Origin of the sequence: Roseiconus nitratireducens (assembly GCF_008629675.1) — a bacterium.
GTDB lineage: Bacteria > Planctomycetota > Planctomycetia > Pirellulales > Pirellulaceae > Stieleria > Stieleria nitratireducens.
On the sequence record NZ_VWOX01000013.1, the window covers coordinates 23,229 to 36,631 of the forward strand.

The 13,403-nt window shown below is 61.2% G+C and carries 9 protein-coding genes; 4 read left to right on the plus strand and 5 right to left on the minus strand.

All coding sequences use genetic code 11. From position 1 onward, the window contains the following. Positions 1 to 53: 53 nt before the first annotated feature. The 3 genes from FYK55_RS20575 to FYK55_RS20585 all read right to left on the minus strand — a co-directional run bounded on the left by FYK55_RS20575 (position 54) and on the right by FYK55_RS20585 (position 3,426). Entirely contained in the window at positions 54 to 719 is a 666-nt protein-coding gene (locus tag FYK55_RS20575; protein WP_150078349.1) for a YceH family protein, read from the minus strand. Between the two features lie 80 nt (positions 720 to 799). Beyond that, positions 800 to 2,149, minus strand: a complete 1,350-nt coding sequence (locus FYK55_RS20580) for a dihydroorotase (protein WP_150078351.1) — start codon at positions 2,147 to 2,149, stop codon at positions 800 to 802. Between the two features lie 191 nt (positions 2,150 to 2,340). Continuing rightward, the gene (locus tag FYK55_RS20585) at positions 2,341 to 3,426 is read right to left on the minus strand and encodes a hypothetical protein (RefSeq protein ID WP_150078353.1); all 1,086 of its coding nucleotides are present in this window, start codon (positions 3,424 to 3,426) and stop codon (positions 2,341 to 2,343) included. Between the two features lie 222 nt (positions 3,427 to 3,648). Here FYK55_RS20585 and FYK55_RS20590 point away from each other — a divergent pair, with 222 nt between their 5' ends. The 4 genes from FYK55_RS20590 (at position 3,649) to FYK55_RS20605 (ending at position 9,205) form a co-directional block, all read left to right on the plus strand. Continuing rightward, the gene (locus tag FYK55_RS20590) at positions 3,649 to 5,049 is read left to right on the plus strand and encodes a hypothetical protein (RefSeq protein ID WP_150078355.1); all 1,401 of its coding nucleotides are present in this window, start codon (positions 3,649 to 3,651) and stop codon (positions 5,047 to 5,049) included. Positions 5,050 to 5,208: 159 nt separating this feature from the next. After that, positions 5,209 to 5,991, plus strand: a complete 783-nt coding sequence (locus tag FYK55_RS20595; protein WP_235908854.1) for a hypothetical protein — start codon at positions 5,209 to 5,211, stop codon at positions 5,989 to 5,991. A 97-nt stretch (positions 5,992 to 6,088) separates the two neighbouring features. Beyond that, positions 6,089 to 7,456 carry a DUF11 domain-containing protein gene (locus tag FYK55_RS20600; protein ID WP_150078357.1) on the plus strand — a complete coding sequence of 456 codons (1,368 nt, stop codon included), beginning with the start codon at positions 6,089 to 6,091 and terminating at the stop codon, positions 7,454 to 7,456. 285 nt (positions 7,457 to 7,741) lie between these two features. Then, positions 7,742 to 9,205 (plus strand): TonB-dependent receptor, encoded by a 1,464-nt coding sequence (locus FYK55_RS20605; protein ID WP_390621752.1) that lies wholly within the window; start codon positions 7,742 to 7,744, stop codon positions 9,203 to 9,205. Between the two features lie 146 nt (positions 9,206 to 9,351). Here the strand turns inward: FYK55_RS20605 and FYK55_RS20610 are convergent, their stop codons facing one another. Then, positions 9,352 to 12,321 (minus strand): TlpA family protein disulfide reductase, encoded by a 2,970-nt coding sequence (locus tag FYK55_RS20610; protein ID WP_161604655.1) that lies wholly within the window; start codon positions 12,319 to 12,321, stop codon positions 9,352 to 9,354. Between the two features lie 11 nt (positions 12,322 to 12,332). Then, entirely contained in the window at positions 12,333 to 13,382 is a 1,050-nt protein-coding gene (locus tag FYK55_RS20615) for a squalene--hopene cyclase (protein ID WP_150078359.1), read from the minus strand. Positions 13,383 to 13,403: the final 21 nt, after the last annotated feature.

Consider the following 13,403-nt stretch of genomic DNA (forward strand, 5'->3'; position numbering starts at 1 on the left):
TCGCCGCTTCGCGGCTCGAGCGCTCGCAGAACTGCACGACTCGACGGACGGCGTCAGGACTCCAACCGTTTCAGCCGGGCTTCCAGATCATCGATCCGATCGGTGACCGCGTCCAGTCGAGCGATCAAGGCGTCGACGGCATTGCGGTTTTCCTGGGGTGCCTGAGCGGCCTGCTTTTCGACGCGCGCCTGCAGGTGTTGTCGTTCTTCAGGCGGGTACAGCGTGTGGGCGAAGGTTTGTCCCCGGCCGGGAGGAGACAGTGCTTCAACCAGGCCTTTGGCGATCAATGAGTCGATGACTTGCTTGGTCGCGTCCAGGTCATCGATGCTGTGCATGCGCGATGCCCGCGTCCGCAATTCGCCCAGGGTTTGGGGTCCTCGAAGCAGCAGTTCCGTGATGATCGCCGCCTGCGGGTTGTCCAGTTCCAGCCAGTCGTAAGCGGCATGACGGAACTTGGTCACCCGTCCGTTGCCCTGGATTTCTCGGGCGGCTCCCACGCCCCGCAGTTCGTCCAGGGCATTCAGGACGTCCGTTTCATCCAGTTTCATTTGCGGCGCGCGGTTCGACTTTTGGTTGCAACCGCTAATCAATGCCGACGCGGTCATCGGGTAGTTGTCCGGGGTCGTCTTGGCCTTTTCGACCAGCACGCCCAGAACGCGTCGGGCGTTAGCCGAAATGGGTTGGGGCTGTTGCTTGTCTTCGCCGCTGGGATCTGACATGAACGAATTCGCTGTGAGGAAGGGAAGCCGAAAGCCGTCTCGGCGTCGGGCTCTCATTCTAGCGAGCTTGCGATCGGTGTTCAGCCCACCCCGATTCCGTCGGGCGTGTTCCAGAAGCCGCCCCGCGAATGGTCGAACTTCAATTTGCCACCGCGGACCGATTCATCCATGCCCTGGTCCGCATCAAAGACTTTGCGTCCGGCGAGGTAGGTCGCGACGGGCCATCCACGAAGCGTGACGCCGTCCCACGGACTCCATTTCGATTTGGTCCACTGCTCGGCGTCATGAATCGTTTTCTCACGCTGCAAATCGACCAGGACCAGGTCGGCATCGTATCCGGTCTGGATCCGACCTTTGCCGACGATTCCCCACACCCGAGCGGGCGCGTCACACATCCAGGATGCGACTTGTTGCAGCGTGCAGCGGTCTTGGGTCACCTGATCCAGCATCAAAGCCAGGCTGTTCTCGACGGCAGGCAAACCGGACGGGCTGGCCGGATACGGCTGCGATTTCTCTTCCAGCGTGTGCGGGGCGTGGTCGGTCGCAATCACCTGGACCGTTCCATCGAGTAACGCGTCAAACAGTGCCGCGTTGTCCTCCGCCGTTTTGATCGACGGATTCATTTGGACCCGAGAACCCAGCCGCGGATAATCGTCGACATTGAAGAACAAGTGATGGGGGCAGACTTCCGCGGTCACCCAAGGACGGGCGTCGCGGATCAGCGGAAGTTCATCGGCCGTGGAAACGTGCAGGACGTGGAACCGATGTTGATGCCGCGTTGCCAGGTCGATGGCCCGCCGTGTGGAGATCACGGCTGCCTGTCGATCGCGAATCCGCGAATGGTCCGCGATGTCGGTGGTTCCCTGGAGTCGTTCCGCATTGGCACGCACGGTCGTTTCGTCTTCGCAGTGGGCACAGATCGGCAGCGTCGTTTCGGCGAAGATGCGCTCGAGCGCCGCCTGGACGTCCACCAACAGGTTCCCCGTGCTGCTGCCAATAAAGATCTTGATCCCGGGGACGTCGGTTGCGGCGGCCAATTCGGCGGCGTTGTCGGGTGTCGCACCGATATAAAAGCCGTAGTTCACCAGCGACTTTTGCGCGGCCAGACTTTCTTTGGCTCGAACACCCTCCAAAGTCACCGCGGGCGGTTTGGTGTTGGGCATCTCCAAGAATGAGGTGACGCCGCCGGCGGCGCAAGCCCGACTGGCCGCGGCCAAATCTTCTTTATGTTCCAGGCCGGGTTCGCGGAAATGGACTTGGTCGTCGATCACGCCGGGCATCAGGTGCAACCCGTCGCAGGCAACGGTTTCGTCCGCGTTGACGTGTCCGGCATCCGGATCCAGGATGCGACCGTCTTCGACAAGCACCGATGCGATGCGGATCTGGTCCGGAAAGACGACCGAGGCGTTTCGGAAGAGCGTGCGTGCCATGGCGTAGTGTGTCACACGGTAGCGTGGGGGAATGACCGGTGCCGACAAGTTAACGCCGATGTCGTGATGGGGCCAGGGTCCCCGGGGGCGGGGAGAACTGCCCGATCGCTCCCGATGTCCGTGAGCCGCGGAGACGTGCTGGCGGAGCCAGCGTGCAGTGCGTTCCCGGGCGGGAGCCCAGGAACGAGACGCTAGCGATACTTGGCGCGTTCTTTGGCGCTCACGCGAATATCGAATCGATCTTCGTAACGGCTGGTCTCGTTGACGAACGTGATCGAAGCGTCCTGGTTTTCCAACTGGAACTTGTCGATCGGCGGCGGAGTGATCGGCTGGATCGAGTAGAACTCGAACAACGAAATCAGTTGCCGAGTGGGCTTCGCCTCGGGAGCTCGCTGACGCTCCGCAATGGTCCTGGGATCGTCGATTTCCGATTCCTCGCTTGGATCTCCCCAGTGTTCGATCCGCACGGGAAGTCCTTTTCCAAAGTCGGAATCCGGTTCATTGTCCGCGGTGACGGCAACGTGCACGCGGGTCGGATACAGGGCGGGCCACTTGTCACCGCGAAGGTCCTGTTCAATGGTTTCGCGTCGTGAGGATTTGAGGTTTCCGACGATCACGTACAAGCGACGTCCATCAAGTTGGCTGAGTCCGAGGTGGAGGTCGTAGTCGCGGCGGATCGTATCCAGCATTTCGGTCAGCCCCCCGACCTTCATGCTGGGCTTGATGCGGTCTTGGCGGCGGAGGGTTCGCGCGCCTTCGTCCAGCCAGCCGACATCCACGCGCGTCAACGAAACTTCGTCACCGATTTCGGTCCGCGTCCAAGCCAGCCGTCCGTCACTGACCTGGTGCAACGTGTGTTTGCCTTCACCGTCCATCATTGTCATTTGCATCGCGAACCGACCGGTGCCGCCGCCGACCTGGGTGTACGTTCCCACGCCCACGATTTCACGTCCTGCCGCGCGGACGCGTTGCCGGACTTTTCCGTCGAAAGCCGGTCCGTTCGCCAACCGGTCGATCACCTGTTCGATCAGAGACAATGCCGGGAGTTCGTTGGCAGGATCGGACGGCTGCTGAAAGGCGGCTGGGGAGGTGAGATCCGTCGCCAATTCAGTGGCCAGGTCAGTCCGGGGCGGGATCGGCAGGTCGGACTGGGCCACCGCCGACGACCCACAGACGATCAGCAACCCGACGGCCAGCCAGGGCCGCGACAATGATCGCGTGAAACAATGTTTCACACCGTCGTGCAGGACGTTGGGGTTGTGCCGAACGATCTTCATGGTCGGGTTATGGCGATTTTTCCAAAGAATCGGGACGCGAAGTGCCGATGCTGATTCCACGTGGCCGGTCTATCGGTGTTGCGGAGCGGATCGTAGTTGCGATTCCCTCCGCACGTCCAGCCAGATCGCTGACACGAAAGACAGCTTTGAAACTTCAGCCCAGGCGGGATTGCCCCGCGAACCGCATTCGAGCGCGGTACTACCCAAGGAATGGGGGAAAAGATGAAACGATTCGTCACTCACTTGTCGCTGCTTGCGGCTGGTGCGATGGTCGCGACCGGATGCGTACCGACTCGCCACAATCTGCCGCCGGAACAGCACCTAATGGAACCCGGTCCCGGCGTGGGCGGTCCTGGCCCCGGCGTACTGGGGCCTCAACCGTATTACGGCGCAACTGGCACCGCTGGCGGACCGGTCGGTGGACTGGCCAAGGTGGAATCGCCGGCCGACGTGCCGTCGGAACTTGCCGAGGTCGGCAGCGAGATCAAACAAGTCGGCTACGTCGAAGGGTTTGACGGGGACGCGGCGTGCAGTTGTGGAAGCGGCTGCAACGACGGCTCCTGCAGCACCAGCGGTGGCCGCACCGCGGGTTGCTTCGGCGGCGGTCCCGGAATCCCGATTCCGCCCGGTGGTGGAGTCCTGGGGGCCGGTGGCGGTGGCGCAGGCGGCATGATGGCGCCCGTCCCGCAAGCCGTTCAGGTGACGTTCGCGCGTCCCGAAGGCATGCAGGTTCGTTACGACCAGGCCGGAGGCGGGTACTTTGATAGCGACCCGCTGATCGTGCCGGCGCGGCAGAACTTTCCCCAAGGCGGGCTGTATCGTGTCAAATTGACGAACATTCCCGACCGCCAGGGATTGGAACTGTACCCGACGATCGAATTGGCGTTTGCCAATCCGCGCACCGGGGCCTACCTGGCACACAATTCCATTCCGATTCAATTCGACGACGAAGACTTTGACCAGGTGGTCACCGGTAACTTTGTCACCAAGGTTTTGTACCTGCCCGATCCCGATTTTCAGGGGCCCGCCCTGGCCGGGATCGACACGCTGGTCAGCACCCGTTTGGATCCGGGCATCGACCCGATTGTTGAAGCCGACCGTCGCGGATCGATCTTGGCGATCATTCGGTTGGGTGACAAAGACATCGAGATGCCCGGTTCGGGATTCGATGGCGTCGGTGCGATCGCTCCGCCGATCGCCGGCTTGCCCACTCCGTTCGCCATGGCCTCGACCGAAGGCTGCGGACCGGCCGGAGCCGGTAATTACGGTGGCAACTGCTCACCGCTTCCGCCCCAGTTGCCCGGCATGGTCGCCGGCGTGACGGCACCGCAGTACGGCATGCCGATGAGCGGCACGCCAATCGGATTGCCCGGACCGCCGCACATTCCGTTGGGAACTCCCGCGGGCTTGAAGAAGCACGTGATGAAGAATCACACGCCGATGCACATCCCGCAGCCGGTCGAGAAACTCAAGATGTCGGTGCGACACCAGCCCGGATACAGCTATCCGAATCCGGTCAGCCGCGTCCACATCACCGAGCAGAACATCCATCCCGGTGTGCCGCTTGGACGAGGACTCTACCAGCACCAGAGTCAGTCGGTTGATCCCAACTGTCAGCCGTAGCAACGGCGGACCAACTCTTGGGCTGAAGAGTTGAAAGTTGAGGAAAGCGAGCGGCGTCGGCATCCGTCAACACGGATGTCCGACGCCTGCTGCGTCACCTGCCAGACGTTGTCCCTGACACACGTCATGTTTGAATTCGCAGACCGGATGAACGCAACCATGCGAAGCAGAATTGGGAACTCGAACGCCACCGAACTGGCCTTGGCCGGTGATTCCGTCCGCATCGGCGGCGGTTTGATGCTCTGGTGGTGGTGCTCCTTGGCCCTGGTCACCGTCATGATCGCCAGTCAGGCCGGCGCCGTCGAACCGGGGCGACCGCTGCCGCAGCGTTCCGGACATCCGCTGTATCACCGATCGCTTCCCCCGGGGGCGATTTGGCAAAGTCCCCACGCCTCCGCCGCGGCGCCCCAAAGCACGTTTCAGCCGGTGGCCTTTTCCGGACCGGGGTCGACGACCTTTGCGATGCCGGAGTTCGGCGTCTTCGGTCAGTCGGAACCGCGTTTGATGGCGGGTTTGATGGTCGGAGCGGTGTATCGCTTTCAGGTCACGAACATTCCCGGTGCGGCGGGAGCGGAACTGTTCCCCACGGTTGAACTGATCGGACGCACGTACCCGCCGCCGGGGTTGGAGACGCTGTATCCGATCCCGATCAATTTCAGCGCATCCGATTTGGCTGAAGCGTTGGACGGCAACCTCGTGACTCGGGTGATCTATCTGGAGGATCCTCAGACCGCGACGCCGCTGGCGCAAGAAGTCACCGATTCTCGACCGATCGACATCCCGGCAGACCAGGACGCCCTGGCGACCGCCGACTCCTACGGTCGGCCGATCGCCATCGTGCGGATTGGTTCGGTGTCGCCACCGCGAAGTCCGGAATTGGCTCCGCAGTTCTTTTTTGGGCATCCGACTTGGGCGCCCATTTTCCAGCCCGAAACGCCCTGAGCCGCCAAGCCTGAGCCGCCAAGCCTGAGCCGCCACGCCTGAGCAGCCACGCCTGAGCAGCCGAGCCCGCCAACCGGAACGCCCGTCAGATTCTCTCATGGACAAGTCATCGCTCATGTTCAAACGCTTTGCCCTCGCGATCGGCGCCTCGGGAGTCTTGGTCGTTGCCGGTTGTCAATCGGCGACACCGTGGGCCCGACCGACCGCCGTGTCGCCCGCAGCCCAACCAGCGTCCACCTCGCCGTCTCCAAACGCCGCGACAAGGACGCACGCTGGCATTACCGATCCGGCACCGACACAACGTCAAGCGATGACCGTCGACGTCCCGGTGACGCAGCCCTCGGTCACAACCGCTTCGGGCCAGACCTCCGTGGCAGTCCGCACGGCGTTCGATTCCAATTCCGCTCCGCCATCCGATACCGTCCAACAGGTTCGCTTCACCGACCGTGGTTTACTTTCCTGTGGCGCCGGCTGCGGCGGTTGCCGCGCCTGTCAATCCGGAGCGAATGCGTGCCAGCCCAGTGTCGGAACCGTCCCGTTGCCCGAACGACAGATGCTGGATCCTCAAGAGTTCATTTGCAATGGTGGTGACGTGCCGCCGGAAGCCCGGGTGCTCCGGGACGATCAACTGGCCGGCGTGGAACCGCAAGACGCGGTGGTGCAGTACACGACCCAGGCCGGTGACATTCATGTCCAACCCAGCTCGCGAGTCTGTCTGTACTCGCCGCGTTTCGGATCCGTCCGGCAAGTCAGTTCGGCCGTTGCCGGCGAAAAGGCGATCGGATTGTCGGGCGCCTCGCAACCTGTTGGACCCACCGGAATCAACCTGAATCTGCCGAGCTTGGCGGTGAACGACATCGACGAACTTGGTCGTGCCGACGTCGCGATGCGAGTCGATGCGATGCGTGACCGCAATCGCGGTGTTCCGGTCGACGGTATCGTGCAACTGGAAGTCGCCGAGGACGTGCTGCAGATTCTGGCCACTTTGGATTTCACCGCGCTGAACCGACTGGACGAATCGCAGATCGCCATCCTGGAACAGGGAGCCGTCGCCGCCCAAGTCTGGACCATCCGCGACGCCGTGGAAGTGATGATCGAAAGCTTGCAGCCGCCCGTCCTGATTCGGGACACCAAGGTCGAAGCACTGGTCAAATACGATTTCCCGGACGCCGGGCGATTGGAGGTGATCAAGGTCGCCGACAAGTCGCACGCGCAACTGGGCGAAGAAGTCACCTTCGCGATTCACGTCCGCAACGTCGGCGATTCGGAAGTCACCTCCGTGGAATTGGCTGACAGCCTGATCCCAAGGCTGGAGTACGTCGAGGGATCGCAATCCTGCGATCGTGACGCAGAATTCTCGACGACGATCAATCAGGCCGGTTCGCTGTGGCTGAATTGGAAACTGACCGAGCCGTTGCCGGTGGGTGAGACCGCGTTGATCGAGTTCAAATGCCGGGTTCGCTAGATCCGCCGTCAGGCACAGCCTGACCTACCGCAGCTGAATCAGTGACATGCAGCGGTGCCACTATCTTGGGCAGCCTGCCCGAGGCGGTTGCATGAGCGACCCAGGCGGGGCTCCAGCCAGTCCTCGCTGCCGCATGTTTTTGCCGTGTTTTTTGCTGTTTCTGGGACGGCGCTCCGGTCCAGTGGTGGCGGTACAGTTTGTGCAGCGTTTTTTGGCGGCGGCGTACCCCGATGCCGCCGGCCCGCACGCGGAAGGTGCTGGCCTCCACTTCGCCGGATCCAAATGATGGGAAACGTCACACCGATGCTCCGCTCGCACCTGAAAAACCAAGCCAACGAATCGATCGACACGCATCAGAAAGCATTGGGGGTCAATTTGGATCCTCGCCGATACGGCACCTTCGCCGAAATCGGTGCCGGGCAGGAGGTCGTTCGATGGTTCTTTCGGGTCGGAGGCGGTGCGGGAACGATCGCCAAGAGTATCTCGGCCTACGACATGAAGGTCAGCGACGCCATCTACGGGCGCGCTTCACGCTACGTGTGTCGGGAACGGCTGCAGGCCATGCTCGATTACGAGCACACGCTGAATCTGGATCGACTCCGCGAAGTTCGCGGGGACACCACGGCCTTCTTCACGTTTGCCGACACCGTGTCGGCCCGCAATTACAAAGGCACCAATGAATGTCACGGATGGATGGGGATCAAGTTCCAGGCCCACCCCCGTGATGACGACAGCCAGATCATCATTCACGTCCGGATGCTTGATGGCGAAGCGGCCTTGCAACAAGAGGCACTCGGGATCGTCGGCGTGAATCTGATTCACGGCGCCTTCGCGCTGCATCACGAACCGGAGTTGTTGGTCGATTCGCTTTTGGACGGGCTGAATACATCGCGAATCGAGATCGACATGATCGAGTTCTCGGGCATCGCGTTTCGCCACGTCGATAACCGATTGATGAGCCTGAAACTGGTGGAACTGGGGCTCAGCGGCGCCGCCATGTTTGCGTCCAACGGCGAAGTGCTGCAGCCATCGGAGATCTTTTACCGCAAAGCGATTCTGGTGGAACGAGGAAGCTTTCGGCCGGTTTGCAACGTCAATCTGGACATGCTCCGCTGCGCTCACGAAAAGTTTTCACAGCTTCCGTCGGTTGCGGGGAAGGAGATTGTTCAGGTGATGGAGATCACGATGAATAATCTGAAATCCGAAGGGCAGATCGACCTCTTGGATTTTCTGGCTCGCGCCGATGTGATGGCGACCTGCGGGATGCCGGTGTTGATCTCTGACTACTCACGCTACTTTCGTCTCGCCGCCTACCTGTCGCGGTACACCAAGGAGACCATCGCGATCACGATGGGGGCGGGCAGTTTGATGGAGTTGTTTGACGAGAAGTACTACACGACGCTGGAAGGCGGGATCCTGGAATCGTTCGGCAGGCTGTTTAAGAACGACCTGAAGATCTACGTCTACCCGTTGCAAAACCAGGAGACGGGCGAGCTGATGACCAGCGACAGCCTGGAAATCAAACCGGAATTGCGGCAACTGTACGGGTACCTGCAGGATCGCGGGGGCATCAATCACCTGGATAATTTCGATCCGGAATGTTTGAAGGTTTTCTCTCGCGAGGTGTTGGCGAAGATCAAGTCGGGAGATTCCCATTGGGAATCGATGGTTCCCGATTCCGTTGCCGAAGTCATCAAACGAAAGAACTACTTTGACTACCGCTCCGACGTTTCATCGCAGGCCGGGTGAAGTGTGGTAGCCACGCTCGCCAGAGCGTGGAAAACGCAGCGCCGCCACCGTCTGGCGACGGTAGCTACCCCGTGAGGTAGCCACGCTCGCCAGAGCGTGGAAAACGCCACGTCGAGGTAGCCACGTTCGCCAGAGCGTGGGAAACACTATGTTGGCGGCTTGTCCGACAAGGTTTCTTCGATCGCCTGGCGGAGGTTGTCACCCAATTTGGGCCCTCCTCCGACAAACAGGCGGACGATCTTTCCGGTGCGATCAATGACGACGGTTTGTGGGATCGCATTGGCCTGGTAGCGGGCGGCGGCGACTCCGTCGATATCCAGCGCCACGTCGGGCGAAATGTTCAGACGCTCGAGTGTCTTGCGAATCGGTTCCGCGGTTTCTTGCAGGTTGACCGCGACCAAACGCACTTCGTCGGAATCGAACTCACCAACCGTTTCTTCGATGACGGGCATTGCCTGCAAACAGGGGCCGCACCAGGTGGCCCAGAAATCCAGCACCAGAACCTTGCCCTGCTGCTCGGAAACGCGGAACCGTCCGCCGTCAAGAAGATCCAGCGTGAAGTCTTCCGCCTGGGTACCGACCAGGGCCGATCCGGTTCCGTTGTCACCGCCCTCGCCGTCCTCCGCCAACATCGGCTCGGGCGCATCGAGCAGTTTCCAGTCACTGTAGGCCGGCGGGTCCGCGGTCTTGCTGGGGGCGTCGCCGAACATCAACTCGTCAACGTCCGCCAAGGTGATCTTGGCTTCGCCCAGCAGCGGATGGTGCCCGATCAGCACGCCGTCAGACAGTTTTTCGGCGACCAGGGACATTCGATTCCCGCCTCGTAACACCGCGCGGACTTCCAGCCCCTCCCCGGCGGCTTCGGGTTCTTTAGAAGCATCGTCGTCCGCAAGATTCTGCGGGGCTTCGTCAACCTCTGTTTCCTTGGGATCCGTTTCCTCCGCGTCGTCGTCGGATTCCGGAGCCTTTTCCCACAGCCAGATGATCTTGGAGACCACCGAACGGGGAATCTCGATCGTTTCCAATCGTGTCTGGACTTCCAGGGTTTCGTCGGACAGTCGGATCAATCGGCAACGAAGCAGGTCGCCATTGGTGGCAACGATCAAGTGGGTGGGAGGGTTCTTTTTGCGAATTCGCGGGACCGTCAATAGCCGTTCCCGATCGACGGGATCGACTTGCGGATCGGAACCGACGGCCAATTGAACGACACGAACCTTCTCGGTGGGCAAGGTGGTCTGAGTCGTTGATTCGGATTCAAACGTCACCACGTTTTCATCGATGGATTGGACTTTTGCCGGAATGACCTCACCGGTCCGTAGGTGCACCGACCGGGGCGTGGGAGCAGCGACCCGGTTCTCCGGTTGGTTGCTGAATGCGTTGACGATCACGTTCATCAGTCCGCCACGCCGCTGGCGGGCCTGGCGAGCACGCTTCTCTGCGGCTTCACGTTGCAGACGCTGCTGTCGCATGGCCGGCGTCTCCGGCGGCGGCGGGTCGCGATAAACCAGACGACCGCTGAACGACGGCAGGAACGCGGCGGCGGCGGTCGCGTCACGGGGTTCGAACCGAATCGGCCCGCTGTCCGATGCCGGATCGGTGTCGATCAGCCGACCGTAGAACTGTCCGTTGTCGGTTTCCAAGCGTGGTAGCCCCGAACTTGGCTTGGAGTCGTTCTGACGCGCCGCTCCCGTGATCGACACGCTGCGGAGATCGGCCACCGGGATCGACAAGCGATTCTGCAGCGAAGTCGGTTCCAGGGTGACCTGATCCTTGCCGGTCTGAATGAGCACTCCCGTCAACCGGTGGCCGCCGTGCGTCGCGATTTGAACTTCGGGTCCTTTTTCGGTGGGCTTCTCGTCGGAGGGCTTTTCGTCGGTGGGCTTTTCGTCGGCAGATCCCTGTGGCGGGTCGGTATCGTCCGCGTCGGAAGATTCACCGGTCTCCGTTGATGACAAGTTGACCGAAATCAATTGATCGGCGGCGATGGACGATTCCTGCTGCTGGGAATCTTTCAGCGTCCATTGATCACCGTCGATTCCGGTCCACGTCCCTTGTCGAGTCGAGCCGTCGGTCAAATAAAAGACGTCGATTCCGGCCGATGGCTCTGCATCGGCTGGGGCGGCCAACTCCAGGACTCTGAGAAAGTCCAGGCTGGTATTCCCCTTGATGTTGGTCAGGCGAATCGATGGATGCACGGGGCAGGGAGCGGTTGTTTGCAATTGGATCACTCCGAGCTCCTCGCCCTGAAACGACGAGACAACCATTCGGCTGGATTTCTGGTCCAGGTCGATGGTCAATTTCGCCTGACCGTTCCAATGGGAGGTCGGCCCCAGCGAGGCGACATCGGCCATGTCTTCCCACTCTCGCACCAGCACCAATTGGTCCTGCCAAACTTCGATGCGAAACGCGTTCTCGTAAGAGGACTTGGAATTGCCGCGATCAACGCCAATCGCCAGCACGAAGTTGGGATCGTCGGCCCAGGAGAGTTCCAATTCGATTCGCGCGTGCGCGGGCAATCCGATCTGCCGAAACAATGCGGCACCTTCTTGATCGGTCGTCAGCCGACCGCCACGCATTTGCCAGCGTCCTTCAAGTTGTTGCCAAACCTGCTCCGAATCGTTCTCTCCCCAGTCACCGATTTCTCCTGGGCCGGTAAAAACAACGGCTTTCCCGTCGTCCCAGTTCGAGATCCGGCGAATCGTCTTGCGGGCGATGGACCGTTTGCCAAAGGCCGGGGTGTCCAGCGTCACGGTGGAGGAATCAACATCCACGATCGACCCGAAGAGTCGGTCTCCCTGTGCCAGTTCGACCAGAAAGGCTCCACGAGCCGGTGGGTCAGATTCATCGGTGGGAAAAGCAAAGTCGTACACCTTTGCCAGATCGAACCGAAAGGGTTCAGCGAATTGGGGGTGTTGCCAAGCAACCGACAAATCTGGTTCGTCGACCGACGCGGAAAGCTTTCCCGCAATCTGGTCTCCGTTGACGGTCCGCAACAGGCCCACCGGGGCGTCGGCGGACGACCGATCATCGGCCGGCGCCGGTGCGACAAGCGAGAGTACCGCCAGGCACGCGAAGCCGAGTCGTCCGGCGGTTGCGATTGATTGGAGACGACGCATCAATCTCATGGTCACCGCTCGTAAATCGGCAGAAAACGAAAATTCAAGGCCATCGCCAGCAATGACAGCGACGTGTCGGCCGGTTTGCCGAACTGACCCGAGAAGCTGCCATCATCTTGCTGGTCCGCTTTCAATTCAGTGATCAGCTGGCGGTTCCACTTTTCCCACGCTTCGACATCCCCCTGGAACAATGCCTGCGCCTGGTAGTACTGCGCGTAGCGCTGATAGGCTCCGGCGGGTTGTTCCAAACGCGTGGTCAGGGAACTGAGTGTGGCTTTGAACTCGGGCATGTCCTTTCGCCGGGCCACGGCGTAGACCAGCGTGCCGATCGAAATCCGCGCGACCGAATCATCGAATCCGCCCACGCCCGAATAGGCCACCTGGCCTGAGGGACTAGTCATCGACTTGAAGTACGCGACCCCACGATCGATCGCTTCGTCGGGGACTTCGATGCCGGCGTTCCGCGCGGCCAGCAAGCCCACCATCACGGCGCCGCTGACGGAGGTGTCGGCGTCGGTGGCGTCCGGTCCGTATCGCCAGCCGCCGAAGCGGTTCTTTTTCTGGGAGGTCACCGCGCCGCGGACGGCCAGTTCCAAGGACCTGCCCAGCGAACGCTGTGCGTTGGCGTCCGCCGACGTCCACAGTGACGCTTCATGCACGGATCCATAGGCTTCCGCCAAAGCGAGCATTGCGAACCCGTGGTTGTACATGCTGGTATGGCCGGTCTGTCCGCCCAGGATTCCGGTGTTGGGGTCTTGGCTTTGAACGATGTTGCGCAATCCGCGTCGCACGTTGCCGCTGTAGATCCCAAAATTCGGGTCTTCGCCGGATGCCAGAAATGCCATCACCGCCATCCCCGTGACACCGGGGCCGGCGTAGCTTCCGCCTGACCAGTCGCCGCCTTCGGTTTGGGAGGAGGCGAGATACTTGAGTCCTTTCTCATACAGTTCCCGAACGTCGCGGGGGACCACGTCGCCCATCTGCGCGGTCGGGTATTGTGCCTGAGCTGCAGAGAACGGAAGACACGCCAGCAGTCCCAGTGTGCAAAGACGCTGGATCATGAAAGCCCGGGTCCTGCTTCG

Coding starts and splice junctions, on each gene's coding strand:
- FYK55_RS20575 (WP_150078349.1), bottom strand. CDS start 719: ATGTCAGATCCCAGCGGCGAAGACAAGCAACAGCCCCAACCCATTTCG.
- FYK55_RS20580 (WP_150078351.1), bottom strand. CDS start 2,149: ATGGCACGCACGCTCTTCCGAAACGCCTCGGTCGTCTTTCCGGACCAG.
- FYK55_RS20585 (WP_150078353.1), bottom strand. CDS start 3,426: ATGAAGATCGTTCGGCACAACCCCAACGTCCTGCACGACGGTGTGAAA.
- FYK55_RS20590 (WP_150078355.1), top strand. CDS start 3,649: ATGAAACGATTCGTCACTCACTTGTCGCTGCTTGCGGCTGGTGCGATG.
- FYK55_RS20595 (WP_235908854.1), top strand. CDS start 5,209: ATGCGAAGCAGAATTGGGAACTCGAACGCCACCGAACTGGCCTTGGCC.
- FYK55_RS20600 (WP_150078357.1), top strand. CDS start 6,089: ATGGACAAGTCATCGCTCATGTTCAAACGCTTTGCCCTCGCGATCGGC.
- FYK55_RS20605 (WP_390621752.1), top strand. CDS start 7,742: ATGGGAAACGTCACACCGATGCTCCGCTCGCACCTGAAAAACCAAGCC.
- FYK55_RS20610 (WP_161604655.1), bottom strand. CDS start 12,321: ATGCGTCGTCTCCAATCAATCGCAACCGCCGGACGACTCGGCTTCGCG.
- FYK55_RS20615 (WP_150078359.1), bottom strand. CDS start 13,382: ATGATCCAGCGTCTTTGCACACTGGGACTGCTGGCGTGTCTTCCGTTC.